Raw genomic sequence first — 18,584 nt, forward strand, 5'->3', positions numbered from 1 at the left:
CGGCAGGGCGGCGGGTGGGCCACTCGTCATGGCTTGTGGCCTAGTGTAATGACCGCAGGCGGCGGTTAGCATCGGGGGTTCTCCAGGCCCATTCAGCATTCAAAGGAGTGTCCGATGCATGTTTCCCGCCGGCCGCGCGCCGCCCTGCTCGCCATCGCCCTGTCCGCCGCACTCGGGGGACTGGCCTACGCGCCGGCGTCCACGTATGCGAAGCCGGCAGGCATGGACGTGGTGATTCCGTATGAAGAGTTCACCCTGCCGAACGGCCTGCGGGTGATCGTGCACACCGACCGCAAGGCGCCGATCGTGGCGGTGAATGTCTGGTACCACGTGGGCAGCAAGAACGAGACTCCCGGCCGCACCGGTTTCGCGCACCTGTTCGAACACCTGATGTTCCAGGGCAGCGAGAACCATGACGGCGAGTTCTTCACCCCGTTCGAGCTGGTCGGCGCCACCGACCAGAACGGCACCACCAACCAGGACCGTACCAACTACTTCCAGAACGTGCCCACCACCGCCGTGGACATGGCGTTGTGGATGGAGTCCGACCGCATGGGCCACCTGTTGGGCGCGATCGACCAGAAGGCGCTCGACGAGCAGCGCGGCGTGGTGCAGAACGAGAAGCGCCAGGGCGAGAACCAGCCGTATGGCCGCCGCATCTTCGCGCGCATGTTCGAGGCGCTGTACCCGGCCGGGCATCCCTACAGTTGGCAGACCATCGGTTCGATGGCGGACCTCGATGCCGCCACGCTGGACGACGTGAAGACCTGGTTCCGCAGCTGGTATGGCCCCAACAACGCCGTGCTGGTGCTGGCCGGTGACATCGACGTGGCCACTGCGAAGGAAAAGGTGACCCGCTACTTCGGCGACATCCCGGCCAGCGCCACGTTGGCGGACATGCAGACCAACATCCCGAAGCACGCCCGGGACACCCGCGAGACGATCCCCGACCGCGTGCCGCAGGTGCGCGTCTACCGCGCCTGGCCGGTGGCGGAAATGGGCACGAAGGACGCCACCCTGCTCGACCTGTTCGCACAGGTGCTGGGTGGCAGCGCGGCCTCGCGTTTCGACACCCGCCTGGTGCACGGCGACAAGATCGCCGACCAGGCCAGCGCGTTCCAGTGGAGCAGCGAGATCAGCAGTACGTTCTTCCTGATGTCCACCGTGAAGGAAGGCGTGGAGCCGGCCAAGGTCGAACAGGCGCTGGACGAGGAGCTCAAGCGCCTGGTCACCCAGGGCCCGACGGCCGAGGAACTGGAGCGCGCCAAGGTCTCCGGGCGCGCAGCGTTCGTGCGCGGCATCGAACGCATCGGCGGCTTTGGCGGAAAGTCCGATGTGCTGGCCTCGTGCGCCGTCTACCAGGGCACGCCGGACTGCTACCAGGAAGAGCTGGACATCCTCGCCAACGCCACGCCGGCCGACGTGCAGGCCGTGGCGAAGAAGTGGCTGACGGGCGCCTCGCACACCATCCTTGTGCAGCCCAGCGAGACGCCTGCTTCGGCCCTGCCGGAAACCGTCTTCGCGGCACCCGCAACGACACCGGCGGCTACGCCGAAGGTCGACCCCAAGTTCAATACCGTCGCCAGCACGGTCGACCGCAGCCAGGGCGTGCCGAAGACCACCACCTTCCCCGACCTGAAGTTCCCCGCCGTGCAGCGCGCCACGCTGTCCAATGGCATGCAGGTCGTGCTGGCGGAACGCCATGAGACGCCGGTGGTGCAGATCAACGTGGAATTCCCGGGTGGCTACGCGGCCGATGTCGGCAAGAAGCTCGGCACCGCCAGCTTCGCGCTGCAGATGATGGACGAAGGCGCGGGTCAGTATGGCGCGCTCGATTTCGCCGCTCGCAAGGAAGCGCTCGGTGCGGAACTGACCACCGGTGCCGGCCTGGATTCGGCGTCCGTCGGGCTGTCGGCGCTGACCGACAAGCTGGCGCCCTCGCTGGACCTGCTGGCCGACGTGCTGCGTCGTCCGACCTTCGCCCCGGCGGAAGTGGAGCGCGTGCGGGCCACCTGGATCGCCGGCATCAAACAGGAGAAGGCGCGCCCGCAGACCGCCGCGCTGCGCACGCTGCCGCCACTGCTGTACGGCGCTGGCCATCCGTATGCCATCCCGTTCACCGGCTCGGGCACGGAAGCGTCGATCGCCTCACTGACCCGCGACGACCTGGTCGCGTTCCATCGCGACTGGCTGCAGCCCTCGCAGGCCCGCATCACCATCGTCGGCGACACCACGCTGGCGCAGATCGTCCCGCTGCTGGAAGCCCGCCTGGGCGACTGGAAGGCCGCGCCTAACGCACCCAGGCTGGCGGCGGTACCGAAGGTGCCCGATGTCGCCAAGCCGCGCGTGTTCCTGATCGACCAGCCGGGTGCGATCCAGTCCAATGTCTACGCCGCCCAGCTGGTGCCGCCGACCGGTGATGCCGGCACCATCGATTTCGACTTCGCCAACGGCGTGCTGGGCGGGCAGTTCAGCTCGCGCCTCAACATGAACCTGCGCGAGGACAAACATTGGGCCTATGGTTCCTACAGTGGCGCCCGCAATGCGCTCGGCCAGCGTCCCTGGTGGGCCAGCGCCGCCGTGCAGAGCGACCGCACCGCCGATTCGATGAAGGAGCTGCAGAAGGAAATCAGCCAGTTCGCCACCGGGGAGGCGCCGGCCAAGCCGGAGGAGATCGCCAAGATCCGTGCGGCCAACACGCTGGAACTGCCGGGCGCGTACGAAACCGCCTCCGCCGTGCTCGGCCAGATCGCCTCCAACCAGCGCTATGGCCGGCCGGACGACTACATCGTGCAATACAAGGCCCGCAACGAAGCCATCGGCGCCGCCGATGTCGCCAAGGCGGCATCCACCCTGTCGCCGTCCGCGCTGACCTGGGTGGTGGTGGGTGACCTGTCCAAGGTCGGCGAATCGGTCCGCGCGCTGCAACTGGGCGAAGCGGTGGAACTGGATGCCGACGGCAAACCGAAGCCGTAAGACCCGGAAGGCACCGCTCCTCCACGTGGGGAGCGGTGCGCGTGCCCGGAGCGATTCATCCCGCGTGGGCCAGAATGGCCGCGACTCACACTTCAAGGTGACTTCGATGCGACTCGCCCTTCTTGCCGCCGCTTCCACCGTGCTGCTGTCCGCCTGCACCTGGGTGCACCTGGCGCCCACGGCCCGGGACGTCCGCGTGGTCGGCGCGGGCGCCGTTCCCGCCGGCTGCGAGAAGCGCGGCGAGGTATCGGTATCGGTCAAGGACAGCGTGGCCTTCTATGAGCGCAACGCCCTGCGCGTGCGCGACGAGCTGGAAACCCTGGCGCGGAACGAGGCGCCAGGCCTTCAGGCCGACACCCTGCAACCCCTGGGCGATCCGGCCAACGGCGAGCAGCGTTTCGCCGCGTTCCGCTGCGGCCGATAAAATGTGACGTGCATCACATTTTAAACTGAGGCGCGTCTGGCGCGATCCTGCGTAAAGATGCGGTGAAGGCGGGAAGTGAGTACCCTTGTCGGCCCCCTCTGCCTGAGCCTTGGCGCTAACCTCGATGCTCTTCAAGAATGTCTCCATCGCGGGACTGGCGCATATCGATGCGCCGCACACGCTGACGTCCGACGAGATCAACGCCCGCCTCCAGCCCACGCTCGACCGCCTGGGCATCAAGACCGACGTGTTGAACGACGTCGCCGGCGTGCATGCCCGCCGCCTGTGGGACGACGACGTGCAGGCCTCCGACGCCGCCACGCTGGCGGCACGGAAGGCCTTGCTCGACGCCGGCATCGGTGCCGACAAGATCGGCCTGGTGGTCAACACCTCGGTCAGCCGCGACTACCTTGAGCCATCCACGGCCAGCATCGTCTGCGGCAACCTGGGCGTCAGCGATCATTGCCAGACCTTCGACGTGACCAATGCGTGCCTGGCCTTCATCAACGGCATGGACATCGCCGCTCGCATGCTGGAACGCGGCGAGATCGACTACGCGCTTGTCGTCGATGGCGAGACCGCCAACCTGGTCTACGACAAGACCATCGAACGCCTCAATGCGCCGGACGTGACCGAACAGCAGTTCCGTGATGAGCTGGCGGCCCTGACCCTGGGTTGCGGTGCCGTGGCGATGGTGATGACGCGCCGCGAGCTGGCGCCGGATGCCCCGCGTTACAAGGGTGGCGTGACCCGCTCGGCGACCGAGTGGAACAAGCTCTGCCGCGGCAACCTGGACCGCATGGTCACCGACACCCGCATGCTGCTGATCGAAGGCATGAAGCTGGCCACCAAGACCTTCGCCGCCGCCAAGATCGCGCTCGGCTGGGCCGTGGACGAACTGGACCAGTTCGTCATCCACCAGGTCAGCCGCCCGCACACCCAGGCGTTCGTGAAGTCCTTCGGCATCGACCCGAAGAAGGTCATGACCATCTTCACCGAGCACGGCAACATCGGCCCGGCTAGCGTGCCGATCGTGCTGAGCAAGCTGAAGGAACTGGGCAAGCTGAAGAAGGGCGACCGCATCGCCCTGCTCGGCATCGGCTCGGGCCTGAACTGCACGATGGCCGAGGTGGAGTGGTAAGACGGTCGCTGGCGTAACCGTCCTCCCAGATCCATGCCCTTGATCATCAGGGCCGGCAGTGCTCGCTGCCGGCCTTTGTCGTCTCTGGGCTGGCACTGTCGGGATATCCATTGCGTGCACTTTCGGAAGGACGATCCGGACAGACGACCTACTCTTGGGCGACAAGATTCGCGAATTCCAGCCGAATAATTCGCGAATCCGGCGTTTTAATTCTAGAATCCCGGCATGGCCAGACCTGACCGTTCTCCTGAAATCGACATCGCTTTGTTGAAGGCGGTAGGCGAGCATCCTCGTGACCTCGTGGCCATGGTGGCGGGCCAGTTGGGACTCAGCCCTTCTCGGATCAGCATGCAGGTGCGGGCCTTGGTGGCAGGCGGCTATCTGGTCAAGCAGGGCAGCACTCGTCCGACGTACGCGCTCGGGGAGAACCGGCGGTTCGCGCGTGACTATGCACGTGCAGGGTTGGCAGAGGATCGGGTCTGGTATGCGGATCTGCTGCCGCTGCTGATCCATCTGCCTCGCAACGTCCTGGACATTGCGCACCACGGCATCACCGAAATGGTCAACAACGCGGTGGATCATTCCGAAGCAACTGATGTGTCCGTGTGGATGGAATGTAGCGGCGGCTGCCTGCGGTTCTCCGTGGTGGACAACGGCATCGGTATCTTCCGGAAAATCACGCGCGCGCTCGATCTCCCGGACGAACGGCTTGCTTTGCTGGAGCTTTCGAAAGGAAAGCTGACTACCGATCCGCAACGGCATAGCGGTGAAGGAATTTTCTTCACATCACGCATGTTTGATGTTTATCGGATCGAATCTGGCAGCCTGATCTTCGATCACGACGCCAAGTACGCTCTCGACCTGCTGGACGATGCACAGGAAATAACAGGGACACAGGTTGTGATGCAGATCGCCACGGATTCGGCGCGGACGGTGGAGTCCGTGTTCGACCAGTATTCCAGTGGTCCTGACGACTATGCATTCGCGCGCACCGTGGTGCCGGTGCGACTGGCCAAGGTGGGCGACGAGAACCTGGTGTCGCGCTCTCAAGCCAAGCGATTGCTGCAGCGCGTGGAGAATTTCCGCCATGTGGTGCTGGACTTCGCCGAAGTCGCGGGTATAGGCCAGGCATTCGCCGATGAGATCTTCCGTGTGTTCGCCAATGCGCATCCCGATGTGGAATTGCTCCATGTGCACGCGACGCCTGAAGTACAACAGATGATCCGCCGCGCAGAGGTACTGCGCGACGAACAGGGCGGCCAGCTGCCGCTATTGAAATGAAAGGAACCCACGTGCAACTTCCCGGCTACCCCTCCCATCCGAAGCGCTTCGAAGTCCGTCCTGGCCTGTCGATGAACTACCTCGACGAAGGTCCCCGCGATGGCGAGGTGGTGGTGATGCTGCACGGCAATCCGTCGTGGAGCTACTACTGGCGCACGCTGGTGGCCGGTCTCGCCGACCGTTACCGCTGCATCGTGCCCGACCACATCGGCATGGGCCTGTCGGACAAGCCTGACGACAGCCGCTACGAATACACCCTGCAGTCGCGCGTGGACGACGTCGCTGCGCTGCTGGAGCACCTGGGCATCACCGGGCCGGTGACGCTGGCCGTGCACGACTGGGGCGGCATGATCGGCTTCGGCTGGGCGCTCTCGCACGCCGCACAGGTCAAGCGCCTGGTGGTGACCAATACGGCCGCGTTCCCGATGCCCGCGGCGAAGAAGATGCCGTGGCGGATCGCGCTTGGCCGCGACTGGACCATCGGCGAGTGGATCGTCCGTGGCTTCAACGCGTTCTCTGCGGGGGCGTCCTGGATCGGCGTGGAGCGCCGCATGCCCCCCGATGTGCGCCGCGCCTACGTGTCGCCGTACGACACCTGGGCGAACCGCATCTCCACCATCCGCTTCATGCAGGACATCCCGCTGGGCCCGCAGGACAAGGCGTGGCCGCTGCTCGAAGCCGCCGGCAAGGCGCTGCCGTCGATCGCCGACCGGCCCGCGTTCCTGGGCTGGGGTCTGAAGGATTTCGTGTTCGACCAGCACTTCCTCGACGGCTTCCGCGCCGCGCTGCCGAACGCGGAGGTGCATGCGTACGAGGACGCCGGCCATTACGTGCTGGAAGACAAGCACGAGATCCTGGTGCCACTGATCCGCGACTTCCTGGATCGTCATCCGCTGTAGGAGGGGCTTTAGCCCCGAGGCTTTCCGGTCGGGCCTGAAGGCCCTCCTACAGGCGGCTTAAAGCTCCGGCAGCGGATTCTTGTCGGTGTCCACCACACCCAACCAGTCCGCGTCCACCAGCAGCGGCAGGCCATGCGCCACACGCGCCTTGTCGCACTGCGCGCTGCGTTCGCCGAATTCCAGCGAGGCCGGCACCAGCGCGCAGACCGACGGCCGCCGGTCGTGGATGGTGCAGCGGCTGTAGCGGCCGATGTCGGCATCCAGCGCCACGCAGCGCGGGTCCTTCTGCGAGGTGCCGCGCATCACGCGCTCGTGGACGCGCAAGGGCTCGGTCAGTGCAATCGGCACCACGCCGCCCTGGTCGGGGTCCGCCTCACTCCAGTGGAAGCTGACGCGGAAGTGGGCGCAGCAGGCGCCGCAGGTCAGGCAGGGGTGCATTGGCTTGGGCTGGCGGCGGAGCGCGGGCGGGACGCGCATTCTGCCAACGCCGCGGGCTGACGCAAGTACCGCCCAGCGGCGACAATGCAGGGATGACCGATCCGTGCAACATCGCCGCCAGCCTGCCCCGGCTGGCCCGCGAGCAACCCGACCGCGTGGCCATGCGCTGCCCCGATGGTGCCGGCCGCTACACCCGCGAGCTCACCTACGCGCAGCTCGACGCCCGCAGCGACGCCATCGCCGCCGGCCTGGGCGCCTACGGCATCGGCCGCGGCAGCCGCACCGTGGTGATGGTGCGGCCCACGCCGGAGTTCTTCCTGCTGATGTTCGCGCTGTTCAAGGCCGGTGCGGTACCGGTGCTGGTGGACCCCGGTATCGACCGGCGCGCGCTGAAGCAGTGCCTGGACGAAGCCGAGCCGGAGGCCTTCATCGGCATTCCCCTGGCCCAGTTCGCGCGCTGCGTGCTGCGCTGGGCGAGGTCGGCGAAGAAGATCGTCACCGTCGGCACGCGCTGGGCCTGGGGCGGCACCACGCTGGCGAAGATCGAGGCGCGCGGCGCGAGTGCCGGCCCGCAGCTTGCGTACACGGCGCCCGACGATATCGCCGGCATCCTGTTCACCAGCGGCTCCACCGGCGTGCCGAAGGGTGTGGTCTACCGTCACCGCCACTTCGTCGCCCAGATCGAACTGCTGCGCAACGCCTTCGGCATGCAGCCCGGTGGCGTGGACCTGCCGACATTCCCGCCGTTCGCGCTGTTCGATCCCGCGCTCGGCCTCACCTCGGTGATCCCCGACATGGATCCCACGCGCCCGGCCAGCGCCGATCCGAACAAGCTGCACGCGGCCATCGCGCGCTTCGGCGTCACCCAATTGTTCGGCTCGCCCGCCTTGATGAAGGTGTTGGCCGATCATGGCGAACTGTTGCCCACCGTGCAGCGCGTGACCTCCGCCGGCGCGCCGGTACCGCCGGACACGGTGGCGAAGATCCGCACGCTGCTGCCAGAGGGCGCGCAGTTCTGGACGCCGTACGGCGCCACCGAATGCCTGCCCGTCGCCGTCATCGAAGGGCGCGAACTGGAATCCACGCGGGCGGCCACCGAGGCCGGCGCCGGTACCTGTGTGGGTCGTGCGGTGCCGCCGAACGAGGTGCGCATCATCCGCATCGTCGACGCCCCGATCGCCGACTGGAGCGGCGTGGAGGAGGTGGCCGATGGCGACGTCGGCGAAATCACCGTCGCCGGCCCCACCGCCACCGACACCTATTTCCGCCGCGATGCCGCCACCCGCATCGCCAAGATCCGCGAAACGCTGCCCGACGGCGGTGAGCGCATCGTGCACCGCATGGGCGATGTGGGCTGGTTCGATGGCGAGGGCCGCCTGTGGTTCTGCGGCCGCAAGACGCAGCGCGTGGAAACCGCCGACGGCCCGCTCTATACCGAGCAGGTCGAACCCGTGTTCAACACCCATCCGCAGATCCGTCGTACCGCGCTGGTCGGGGTCGGCGAGCCCGGACGCCAATCGCCCGTGCTCTGCTACGAACGGCGGCCCGATGCCAGTGCCGACCGCACGCAGCTGGAGGCCGAGTTGCGCGCCATCGGCGTACGTCATCCGCATACCGCGCGCATCGCGGCCTTCCTGCCGCATCCGGGCTTTCCCGTCGACATCCGCCACAACGCCAAGATCGGCCGTGAGACGCTGGCCGCATGGGCACGCACGCAGCAAGGACACCACGCATGAAGATCCTCGTCACCGGCGGTGGTGGGTTCCTGGGCCAAGCGCTGTGCCGCGGCCTGGTCGAACGTGGGCACGAGGTCATCAGCCTCAACCGCGGCTACTATCCCGTGCTGCGCGAACTCGGCGTCGGCCAGGTGCAGGGCGACCTCGCCGATGCCCACGCTGTCATGCACGCCGCCGATGGCGTAGGTGCGATCTTCCACAACGCCGCGAAGGCCGGGGCTTGGGGCAGCTACAAGAGTTACCACGATGCCAACGTGGTCGGCACGCAGAACGTGCTCGATGCCTGCCGCGCGCACGGCATCGCACGCCTGGTCTACACCTCCACGCCCAGCGTGACGCATCGCGCCACCCACCCGGTCGAAGGCGGCACCGCCGACAGCGTGCCGTACGGGGAGGGCTTCAAGGCGCCCTACGCGACTACCAAGACGATCGCCGAGAAGGCCGTGCTCGCCGCCAACGATACGTCGCTGGCGACGGTGGCGCTGCGCCCGCGCCTGATCTGGGGTCCCGGTGATCACCAGATCCTGCCGCGGCTGGTGTCGCGTGCACGTGCCGGCCGCCTCCGCATCGTCGGCAGCGGCGAGAACCACGTCGATACCACCTACATCGACAACGCCGCACAGGCGCACTTCGATGCCTTCGATCATCTCGCGCCTGGCGCCGCCTGCGCGGGCAGGGCCTACTTCATTTCCAACGGCGAGCCGTGGCCGATGCGCAAGCTGCTCAATGCGCTGCTGGAGTCGGCCGGCGCGCCGCGCGTGGACAAGCATCTCTCGTTCAAGGCCGCCTACCGCATCGGCGCCGCGTGCGAAACACTGTGGACAGTGCTGCCGCTGAAGGGCGAACCGCCGATGACGCGCTTCCTCGCCGAACAACTCAGCACCGCGCACTGGTACGACATGGCGCCTGCGCGTCGCGACTTCGGTTATGTGCCGCGCGTGTCGATGGAGGAAGGCTTCGAACGCCTGCGTGCCTGGCTGCGCGATCACCCTGTGTAGGTGGGGCTTCAGCCCCGACCGCGCGCGCCGACGGTCTTGTCGGGGCTGTAGCCCCTCCTGCACCAGCAGCGTTGCCTTCACGCCTGAATCACGACACTGAAGCGTATCCATATCGCGCCGAGCGACACTCACGCGACGATGACTCCCCGCGTTCCAGCATGACGCACGCCACTACCGGCTGCATCGCTGGCCACAGCCCAAAGGAGTTTCCATGCTGCGCTACGCCATCATCTTCTTCGTCATCGCCCTCATCGCCGCCGTGCTGGGTTTCAGCGGCATCGCGGGTGCCGCCACCAACATCGCGTGGGTGCTGTTCGTCGTCTTCGTGATCCTGGCGATCATCTCGCTGCTGCGCGGCAAGCGCGTCTGACGCGTCACCATCTCTCTCCGCCGGGACGGCAGGATGCCGTCGAGCCCGCCCCGAGCCCGCACGATGCAGGCAGACGGGCGGGCGGGGCGTACAGGCTTTGCCGCTAGAATGGCGGCATGGACCTGTCTCCGTTCGATGCCTTGAAACCCCTTGCCGGTCGTGCGCTGGAAACCGCGCTCAACCACGCGATCGCGCTGGATCCCGACACCTCGGCCGCGCTGCGTCTGCTCGAAGGCCGCCGCATCCAGCTGGTCGTCGATGCACCGCCTCTGGCGATGGACATCATGGTCGGGGGCGGCCGGCTCCAGGTGGGACCGGCAAGTGAAGTGCTCGAAGCCGATCTCGCCGTGCGCAGCACGCTTGGCGGCCTGCTGGGACAACTGCCGTTCTTCCGTCGCGACCACGCCACGCCGGTCGGCAAGGTCAAGGTGTCCGGCGACGCCGACCTCGCCCGTCGCCTGCAGATGCTGGTCACGCGCTTCGATCCCGACTGGTCGCTGCCCTTCACCCGGGTGTTCGGCGACGTCATCGGCGTGCAGGTGGCGAATGCCGTTCGAGCCGGCCTGCAACAAGCCCGCGTTGCGGCAGGCAATCTGGCCGAAAGCGCCGCCGAGTACGTCACCGAGGAATCGCGCGACGTCGTCGGCCGCGAGGAACTCAATGCCTTCCATGACGATGTCGACGCGATCCGTGACGATGTCGAGCGCATCGCAGTGCGCATCGGCCGCCTCGCTGCGCGCGTGGAGCATCGCGCATGAAGTCGGTGCTGCGGGCCAGCCGCATCGGCCGGGTGCTGCTCCGCTATCGCCTTGACGACCTGCTGGATGGCACACCGGTCGAGCGTTGGTTGAAGCTGGCTCGCCCCTTCGTCCCGCGCGCGTCGGCCGAGATCGCCGCGCAGCCGCGTGGCGTCCGGTTGCGGCTGGCGTTGCAGGAACTGGGCCCGATCTTCGTCAAGTTCGGCCAGATCCTGTCTACCCGCCGCGACCTGATTCCACCCGACATCGCCGAGGAACTGACCCTGCTGCAGGACCGTGTCGCGCCGTTCGATGGCGACGTCGCGCGTGCGCTGGTGGAGCAGGAGCTGGGTCGTCCGATCATCGAGGCCTTCGAACATTTCGACACCACGCCGCTGGCCTCCGCGTCCATCGCGCAGGTGCACGCGGCCGCGCTGCCCGGCGGGCGCGAAGTGGTGGTGAAAGTGCTGCGCCCCGACATCCGCAAGCAGATCGCCGGCGACATCGCGCTGCTGGAGAGTGTCGCCGCCATTGTCGACCGCGCGCACCCCAACGCCGACAAGATCCGCCCGCGCGAGATCGTCGCCGAGATAGAGAACACGCTGGCGGCCGAACTCGACCTGCAGCGCGAGGCCGGCAACGCCAGCCTGCTGCGGCGCAACTGGGCCGATTCGCCCGACCTGTACGTACCCGAAGTGATCTGGTCGCATACCGCCGAACGCGCGATGACGATGGAGCGCGTGCGCGGCATCCCGTCCGACGACATCGTCGCGCTGGACGCCGCGGGCATCGACCGCAAGGCGCTCGCCGCCAAGGGCGTGCGCGTGTTCTACCAGCAGGTGTTCCGCGACAACTTCTTCCATGCCGATGCGCACGCCGGCAACATCTGGGTCGACCCGGAACGGAAGACCGATCCGCGCTTCATCGCGCTGGATTTCGGCATCATGGGCCAGCTCTCGCGCGACGACCAGTACTGGCTCGCCGAGAATTTCATGGCGATCTTCAACCGCGACTACCGCCGCATCGCCGAACTGCACGTGCAGGCCGGCTGGATGCCGTCGCATATCCGCATCGACGAACTGGAAGCCGCTGCGCGCGCGGTGTGCGAGCCCTATTTCACCCGGCCACTCAGCGAGATCTCGCTGGCCGAGGTGCTGGCCAAGCTGTTCCGCACCGCGCAGCGCTACGAGCTGACGCTGCAGCCACAGCTGATCCTGTTGCAGAAGACGCTGCTGAACATCGAGGGCGTGGGCCGCCAGCTGGACCCGCAGATCGACATCTGGGCCGTGGCCAAGCCGGTGCTGGAGCGCATCCTGCTGGAGCGCTACAGCCCGCAGCGCGCTGCGCAGGAGTTCCGCAAGCGCCTGCCCGAGATCATGACGCACGCGCCAGACATGCCCCGCCTCGTGCATGCCTGGCTCAGCCAGCAGGTCGAAGGCCGGCACGAGCTGGCGATGCGCTCGAAGGACCTCGCCGACCTCGCGCAGACGATGAAGGGCATGCAGCGCCGCGTCGTCGCCGCCATCCTCGGCGTGGGCTTGTTGATCGTGGCCGCCGTACTCTACGCGCTGGAAGCCGGCGGGCCGCGCCTGTTCGATGTGCCTGCCGCTGCATGGATCGCGGGCATCGGAGGCCTGTGGGCTTTGCTGGCGGCGTGGCCGCGGCGGTGAGGCAGGAGCGACGGGAGAGGAGCGAGGCGTGAGCGAAAGCCCGATATCCAGGGCCCACTCGCTTCTCACTTCTCTGCGCCCACTCCTCGCTTCCGCCCGACCACCAGCCACCAGCCCAGCCACACCTGCACGGGCAGCGTCAGCAGGCAGGCCAGCGTGAACCAGCGAGGAAAGTCCTCCCAGGCCGCTGCCGTCACGTACAGGTCCACGGCCAGGTAGAGCACGAAGACCCCCCAGGCATGCGCCGTTTTCGCCACGGTCGCGACCGCCACCGCGAGTGCGCTGCCGGCGATACCGGCCAACACCACCCACGACAGGTCGTAGCCCAGTCGTGCATCGCCGCCGGGTGGCAATGCCAGGATCGCGGCCAGTCCACCGCCTGCCAGGTTCACGAGCGGGATCGTCGCGATGGCGAGCAGCACGGCCAGCGCACTGCGCAATGGATGCTTCAGGTAACCCGGCGTCATCCGGCTTGCCCGCTCATGAACGATGGGATCATTGAAACACGCGGGTGTGCCGCATTGACGCATGCACAACATTTCCTTCGCATGCCGTGTGCGCTCCGCACGTTACCGTGGACCTTCATTCGCACGGGAGTCTTCCTATGAGCCATCTGACCGGAAAGCGCGTCGCCATCCTCGCTACCCACGGCTTCGAACAGTCCGAACTGACCGAACCACTGCGTGCGTTGCGTGAACACAAGGCCGACGTCGACATCGTCTCGCTCGACGGCGGCCGCATCCAGGGATTCAAGCACTTCGACAAGGGCGACCAGGTCGAAGTCGACCATGTGCTGTCCGAAGTTTCGGCCAAGGACTACGACGCGCTGGTCATTCCCGGCGGCCTGTTCAATCCCGACACGCTCCGCGTCGACGACCAGGCGCTGACCTTCACCCGTGGCTTCTTCGAGGCCGGCAAACCGGTCGGTGCGATCTGCCACGGCCCCTGGGTGCTGGCCAATGCCGACGTGCTTCGCGGGCGCACCGTCACCTCGGTACCCAACATCCGCAAGGACCTGGAGAATGCGGGCGCCAACTGGAAAGACGACGAAGTGATCGTCGACAAGGGCCTCGTCACCAGTCGCACGCCGAAAGACCTGCCAGCGTTCTGCGCGAAGCTGGTGGAAGAGATTGCCGAGGGCAAGCATGGTGGGCAGCGGCGCTCGGCGTAAGCCGGAGAGGAGACCGCAAGCCGGAGATCGCGTCGCCGCTCAGTGCGGCGACGCCGGGTTTTCCGTTGCATCGCCGCTGGGCGCGCATTGCGGTAGCGGCAAGGGGCCATACACCTTGAAGGTGCCGGCAAAGCCGCCTTGTTCGACCACGTAGACCGCACGTGCATCGGTATCGACATGGAGGAACTGTTGGTAGCCGTCCGCAACCATGCCCGTGTCAGAGAGCGGTGTTCCCAGCGTGTGAAGCAACCCCGTGGGCGGCGACGCCATCACCGGCCATGCTTGCTGCACGCCATATGGGCCGACGAAAGGCCTGAGGCGACGGGCAACGCAGGCGTCCACCGGATCCGCGGCAGTCACGTGCGTGCCCGTGTCGACGATGAGGGTCACGGGTGGCGGAGCCTGGCCAGGCGCGGTAGTGGCCAGCATCACGATCAGGGCAATGGAAGCCATGGCGCTCCTTTTTCGATTCCGATGGACGCATCTTGCATGACTCCATGTCGTGGATGAATACCGGCCCGTTCCGTATTGCCTCGCTGTTCAAGTGCCGCCTGCGCGACAATGGTGGCCCGCCACCGTGGAGTCGCCCATGAGCCGTTGGAGTCTGGTACTGGCAAGCCTGCTGGGCCTCGCGTCGATGCAGGCACACGCCACCGATCCGCTTTCCATCATGAGCTTCAACATCCGCCTGCCGGCAGAAAGCGATGGCGCGGACTACTGGGAGACGCGCAAGCCGTTGGCGGTACGCATGCTGCGCGAGGAGGCGCCGGACGTGATCGGCATGCAGGAACTGGTGAAGTCGCAGGCCGAATATCTCGCGCGCGAACTGCCGCAGTACGCCTGGTTCGGGCGTGGGCGCGAGGCCGATGGCGGCGGCGAACACATGGGCGTGTTCTACCGCAGGGATCGCTTGAAGGTGGTCGAATCCGGCGACTTCTGGCTTTCCGACACGCCCGACGTGCCCGGCAGCATCAGCTGGAACCACCCTCATCCCCGGATGGTGTCCTGGGCGCTGTTCGAACGCCGCAGCGACCGCAAGCGCTTCTATCTGTTCAACACGCATCTGCCGTACCGCGAACAGGACGAGGCCGCGCGCCTGAAAGGCGCGAATGCCATCGCGCAGCGCTTGGCCGCGCTGCCGGCCGGTGTGCCGGTGGTGCTGACCGGCGACTTCAACACCACGCCCGACAGTGAAGTGCATGCCGTGCTGGCGAAGACGCTTCAGGATGCGTGGACCACCGCGTCGCGGGTGGAAGGCAGCGACGCGACGTTCCATGGGTTCACGGGCAACGCCGACAAGCGCATCGACTGGATCTTCGTGAAGGGACTGCTGGTGGATGCGGTGACCTCGGTAAACACCCGCTGGGGCGGCCGCTACCCGTCCGATCATTTCCCACTGGTGGTGACGCTGCGGTTGCCGTAGGCGGAAGACCGCTCTCCAACGGTCGTTCGCAACACGTGGAACATCGCGTGCGAGGCGCGGAATGTCATCGTCGGCCCTCCGCGGTCCGTGTGCGAGGCTCAACGTGAGAGAGATGGGACGCCGAATCCCGTCGATCGCTTTCCGAATGCCATCCCATCGCACGCCGCATGCCATCGATGGCTTTCCGAGCCCCGCGTGCAGAGCTCAATGTGAGACAGATGGGTTTCCGGAAGCCATCGATGGGTGTCCGAGAGCCATCGATGGCTCTCGAAGTGCCATCCCATCGCATTTCGAGCGCCGACGTTGGCTTTCGGAGCGTCGCCGGCAAGGCTCAATGTGAGAGAGGCGGGGCTCCGAGCCCCATCGATGGCCCGCGGAGACTCGCGCGCGGCGCTTGATGGGACGCAGGTCGGGCTCCGGGGCATGGCGTGAACCTGGAAACAGGAACGGCCCCTTGCGGGGCCGTTCCGTGTCGCATCGTGCGGATTACTTCGCGGGCGCCGCTGCCGGCACGCCCGCCGCCTTGGCGAAATCGCCTGCCAGGAACACGCTCAGCGCCTCAGGCTTGAAGTGCTTGCGGATCGCGGCGTTCACCTGGTCCATCGTCAGCGCGGCGTACTTGGCGTCGAGGTCGGCGGTAAACTGCATGGTGCGACCGAAGAACAACTGGTCGGTCAGCATGCCGGCGACGCTGCCGTCTTCGGCGCGGCCCTGCTGGCGTTCGGTCAGCGTGCCGGCCACCGCATCCTTCAGCTCCCCGGCCGTGATGCCGTCCTTGACCAGCTTCGCCAGCTCTTCGCGCACCAGTGCTTCCACCTTCGCCATGTTCTCCGGCGCGGCGATGGCCTGGATGCTGAAGCTGCCGGCATCGTCCTGGCCGGTCCGGCTGTCGTCGGCGCGCATGCCGCTGGAGACGCCGTAGCTGAGGCCTTCCTGCTGGCGGATCCGGTCACCCAGGCGCGACTTCAGTGCACCACCACCGAACACCCGGTTGGCGATCACCATCGCCGGGTAGTCCGCGTCGGTGACCTTCAGCGACAGGTTGTGGCGGGCCAACAGCACGGCGTTGGGCTTGTCCGGCGTCTCGAAGCGCTCCTGCTTCGGAGCGACGCTGGTGTAGCGGGTGGCGATGGACGCGTATGGCTTGCCGCTCTTCCAGCCGGCGAACAGCTGCTCCAGCTGCGCGCGCACGGCCGCCGGATCGAAATCGCCGACGATGGCGATCTCGCCGTCGGCCGTGCCGTAGAAATCGCGGTGGAACGCACGGACTTCGTCCAGCTTCAATGCCTTCATCATGGCCAGCGATTCATCCAGCGTGCGGTTTCGCAACGGGTGGCCGACCGGCCAGGGATCGAAGTACTGCGCCAGCGCACGGCCGGCGATGGCTCCCGGTTCCTGCCGTGAGGCTTCCATGCCGGTCAGCGCCTGCAGGCGCAGCTGTTCGAACTCGGCTTCCGTAAACGCGGGATTGCGCAGGACGTCGGCAGCCAGCGCCAGGGCATCGGCCAGGTGTTCGCGGCGCGTCTGCAGGCCGATGCTGGCGCCTTGCAGGCTTCCGCCCACGTTGCCCTGCGTCTTCAGCTGTTCCAGGCGCTGGTCGATCTGTTCGCGCGTCATCGTCTTGCTGCCGCGCATCAGCATGGCGCCCGCCATGCCGGCGGCACCTTCGCGGCCGGTGAGCGAGGCTTCATCGGCGAAGCGGAAATTGGCGTCGACCACCACCGTGCCGCCACGCGTCTTCTTCGGCAGCAATGACACCTTCAGGCCGTCGCCCAGGATGAAGGTCTGCGTGCGTGCCTCGATGTTCTTCGGCGAGGGATCGAACTGCTCGCCCGCACTCACGGCGGCGCGACCGATGTAGCCGTCCACCAGCGACGCGACGGCGGGCGCGGCCGGAACCTCCACGCGCTCCGGTGCCGGGGTGGGGATGAAGCGGCCCAAGGTGCGGTTGCTCGACTTCAGGTACGCCGCGGCGACGCGGTTGACGTCATCGGCGGTGACCTTCGCAATGGCATCGCGACTGGTGAACAGCAGGCGCCAGTCGCCGGCGGACTGGAACTCGGACAGGCCCATGCCCACGGCGTTGACGTCGGTGAAGTACAGGTCGTAGGCGTTGCCGATGCGCTGCTTCGCCTCGTCCACTTCCTGCTGCGTGACCGGGCGCGTGGCGAGCTGCTCGACCTGCTTCAGCAGTTCGGCTTCCGTCTTCGCGGCATCGCCGTCGTTGGGCACCACGGCCACCACGGTCAGCAGGCCGGGGTCGCGCATGGACTCGCTGCTGGCGCCGCTGCCGGCGGCCAGCTTGGTCTCCACCAGCGCCTTGTGCAGGCGGCCACCGGGCGTGTGTCCCAGCACGTTGGCCAGCACGCTCAGCGGCGCGTTGTCCGGATGCGCCACCGCAGGGGCATGGTAGGCGGCCGCGACCAGCCGCAGGTTGCCGACGCGGCGCACCGTGACTTCGCGCTCGCCGTCCTGCGCGGGTTCCTGCGTGTAGAAACGCGGCAATGCGCGGGTGGGTTTCTTCAGCGCACCGAAATGGCGCGCGACGCGGGCCAGCACGTCGGCGGTGTCGAGGCGGCCAGCGAGGATGAGGGTGGCGTTGTCCGGCTGGTACCACTGCCGGTAGAACGCCTGCAGCTTGTCGATCGGCACGCCTTCCACGTCGCTGCGTGCGCCGATGGTGGTGTTGCCGTAGTTGTGCCACAGGAACGCCGTCGAGCGGATGCGCTGGAACAGCACGCCGCCGGGGCTGTTCTCACCGGCTTCCAGTTCGTTGCGGACCACGGTCATCTCGCTGTCGAGGTCCTTTTTCGCGACATGGGAGTTGATCATGCGGTCGGCCTCCATCTTCAACACCCACTCCAGGGTGTTGTCGTTGGCCGGGAAGGAGGCGAAGTAGTTGGTCCGGTCCAGCCCCGTGGTGGCGTTGAAGTCGATGCCGCGTTTCTTCATTTCGCCACTGATGTCGGCATGCGTGGGCGTACCCTTGAACAGCAGGTGCTCCAGCAGGTGGGCCATGCCGGTCTCGCCGTAGTTCTCGTGCACCGAGCCCACGCCGTAGACCAGGTTGACGGTCACGGTGGGTTTGGTGGCGTCGGGGAACACCAGCACGCGCAGGCCGTTGGCCAGCGTGTACTCGCTGATGCCCTCGATGCTGGGACCGGCAGCAACGCCCTTCGGCAGCGCGACGGTGTCCGCCCAGGCCGGCTGGCCCAGGGCGAGCGCCACGGCCAGGCCGAATGCGACAATGAAACGGGGTGACTTCATCCTCAATCCTCCTTCAAGGCCGCGTGCGTCCATCGCGTGCGGCGAACCCCGAG

Annotated in this window: 16 protein-coding genes; 12 read left to right on the top strand and 4 right to left on the bottom strand. The window is 67.0% G+C overall.

Going from position 1 to position 18,584, the window contains the following annotated elements:
* Nucleotides 1–114: 114 nt before the first annotated feature.
* The 5 genes from OY559_RS00890 to OY559_RS00910 all read left to right on the top strand — a co-directional run bounded on the left by OY559_RS00890 (nucleotide 115) and on the right by OY559_RS00910 (nucleotide 6,721).
* On the top strand, nucleotides 115–2,976 hold the full coding sequence (locus tag OY559_RS00890) for a M16 family metallopeptidase (protein WP_277728216.1): 2,862 nt from the start codon (nucleotides 115–117) through the stop codon (nucleotides 2,974–2,976).
* Nucleotides 2,977–3,082: 106 nt separating this feature from the next.
* Nucleotides 3,083–3,400 carry a DUF4156 domain-containing protein gene (locus OY559_RS00895; RefSeq protein ID WP_142122994.1) on the top strand — a complete coding sequence of 106 codons (318 nt, stop codon included), beginning with the start codon at nucleotides 3,083–3,085 and terminating at the stop codon, nucleotides 3,398–3,400.
* A 124-nt stretch (nucleotides 3,401–3,524) separates the two neighbouring features.
* Nucleotides 3,525–4,541 (top strand): 3-oxoacyl-ACP synthase III, encoded by a 1,017-nt coding sequence (locus tag OY559_RS00900; RefSeq protein ID WP_142122995.1) that lies wholly within the window; start codon nucleotides 3,525–3,527, stop codon nucleotides 4,539–4,541.
* 225 nt (nucleotides 4,542–4,766) lie between these two features.
* Nucleotides 4,767–5,822: an STAS-like domain-containing protein gene (locus OY559_RS00905; protein WP_277728217.1), complete on the top strand. Its 1,056-nt coding sequence runs from the start codon at nucleotides 4,767–4,769 to the stop codon at nucleotides 5,820–5,822.
* Nucleotides 5,819–6,721: an alpha/beta fold hydrolase gene (locus OY559_RS00910; protein WP_277728219.1), complete on the top strand. Its 903-nt coding sequence runs from the start codon at nucleotides 5,819–5,821 to the stop codon at nucleotides 6,719–6,721. The genes OY559_RS00905 and OY559_RS00910 overlap by 4 nt, the downstream gene beginning before the upstream one ends.
* Before the next feature lie 57 nt (nucleotides 6,722–6,778).
* Here the strand turns inward: OY559_RS00910 and OY559_RS00915 are convergent, their stop codons facing one another.
* On the bottom strand, nucleotides 6,779–7,159 hold the full coding sequence (locus OY559_RS00915; RefSeq protein ID WP_277728221.1) for a YkgJ family cysteine cluster protein: 381 nt from the start codon (nucleotides 7,157–7,159) through the stop codon (nucleotides 6,779–6,781).
* A gap of 92 nt (nucleotides 7,160–7,251) precedes the next feature.
* On the opposite strand from OY559_RS00915, the gene oleC reads away from it, so the two are divergent.
* The 5 genes from oleC to ubiB all read left to right on the top strand — a co-directional run bounded on the left by oleC (nucleotide 7,252) and on the right by ubiB (nucleotide 12,670).
* A complete protein-coding gene (gene oleC / locus OY559_RS00920) occupies nucleotides 7,252–8,895 on the top strand; it encodes an olefin beta-lactone synthetase (RefSeq protein ID WP_277728224.1) in 1,644 nt (547 codons plus the stop codon).
* Entirely contained in the window at nucleotides 8,892–9,893 is a 1,002-nt protein-coding gene (gene oleD / locus OY559_RS00925) for a 2-alkyl-3-oxoalkanoate reductase (RefSeq protein ID WP_277728226.1), read from the top strand. Before oleC ends, oleD begins: the two co-directional genes overlap by 4 nt.
* 211 nt (nucleotides 9,894–10,104) lie before the next feature.
* On the top strand, nucleotides 10,105–10,263 hold the full coding sequence (locus OY559_RS00930) for a DUF1328 domain-containing protein (RefSeq protein ID WP_082563134.1): 159 nt from the start codon (nucleotides 10,105–10,107) through the stop codon (nucleotides 10,261–10,263).
* 116 nt (nucleotides 10,264–10,379) lie between these two features.
* Nucleotides 10,380–11,021 carry a ubiquinone biosynthesis accessory factor UbiJ gene (locus OY559_RS00935; protein ID WP_277728229.1) on the top strand — a complete coding sequence of 214 codons (642 nt, stop codon included), beginning with the start codon at nucleotides 10,380–10,382 and terminating at the stop codon, nucleotides 11,019–11,021.
* The gene (ubiB, locus tag OY559_RS00940) at nucleotides 11,018–12,670 is read left to right on the top strand and encodes a ubiquinone biosynthesis regulatory protein kinase UbiB (RefSeq protein WP_277728231.1); all 1,653 of its coding nucleotides are present in this window, start codon (nucleotides 11,018–11,020) and stop codon (nucleotides 12,668–12,670) included. Before OY559_RS00935 ends, ubiB begins: the two co-directional genes overlap by 4 nt.
* Before the next feature lie 65 nt (nucleotides 12,671–12,735).
* Here the strand turns inward: ubiB and OY559_RS00945 are convergent, their stop codons facing one another.
* Entirely contained in the window at nucleotides 12,736–13,137 is a 402-nt protein-coding gene (locus OY559_RS00945) for a hypothetical protein (RefSeq protein ID WP_277728233.1), read from the bottom strand.
* A gap of 137 nt (nucleotides 13,138–13,274) precedes the next feature.
* Here OY559_RS00945 and OY559_RS00950 point away from each other — a divergent pair, with 137 nt between their 5' ends.
* Nucleotides 13,275–13,841, top strand: a complete 567-nt coding sequence (locus OY559_RS00950; protein ID WP_277728234.1) for a type 1 glutamine amidotransferase domain-containing protein — start codon at nucleotides 13,275–13,277, stop codon at nucleotides 13,839–13,841.
* 39 nt (nucleotides 13,842–13,880) lie between these two features.
* Here the strand turns inward: OY559_RS00950 and OY559_RS00955 are convergent, their stop codons facing one another.
* On the bottom strand, nucleotides 13,881–14,231 hold the full coding sequence (locus OY559_RS00955; RefSeq protein ID WP_277728235.1) for a hypothetical protein: 351 nt from the start codon (nucleotides 14,229–14,231) through the stop codon (nucleotides 13,881–13,883).
* Nucleotides 14,232–14,430: 199 nt separating this feature from the next.
* Here OY559_RS00955 and OY559_RS00960 point away from each other — a divergent pair, with 199 nt between their 5' ends.
* A complete protein-coding gene (locus OY559_RS00960) occupies nucleotides 14,431–15,264 on the top strand; it encodes an endonuclease/exonuclease/phosphatase family protein (protein ID WP_277728237.1) in 834 nt (277 codons plus the stop codon).
* Between the two features lie 486 nt (nucleotides 15,265–15,750).
* On the opposite strand, the gene OY559_RS00965 is transcribed toward OY559_RS00960, so the two are convergent.
* Nucleotides 15,751–18,531, bottom strand: a complete 2,781-nt coding sequence (locus OY559_RS00965; protein ID WP_277728239.1) for a M16 family metallopeptidase — start codon at nucleotides 18,529–18,531, stop codon at nucleotides 15,751–15,753.
* Nucleotides 18,532–18,584 lie beyond the last annotated feature (53 nt).

This window comes from Pseudoxanthomonas sp. SE1 (assembly GCF_029542205.1).
In the GTDB taxonomy this organism is placed as follows: domain Bacteria; phylum Pseudomonadota; class Gammaproteobacteria; order Xanthomonadales; family Xanthomonadaceae; genus Pseudoxanthomonas_A.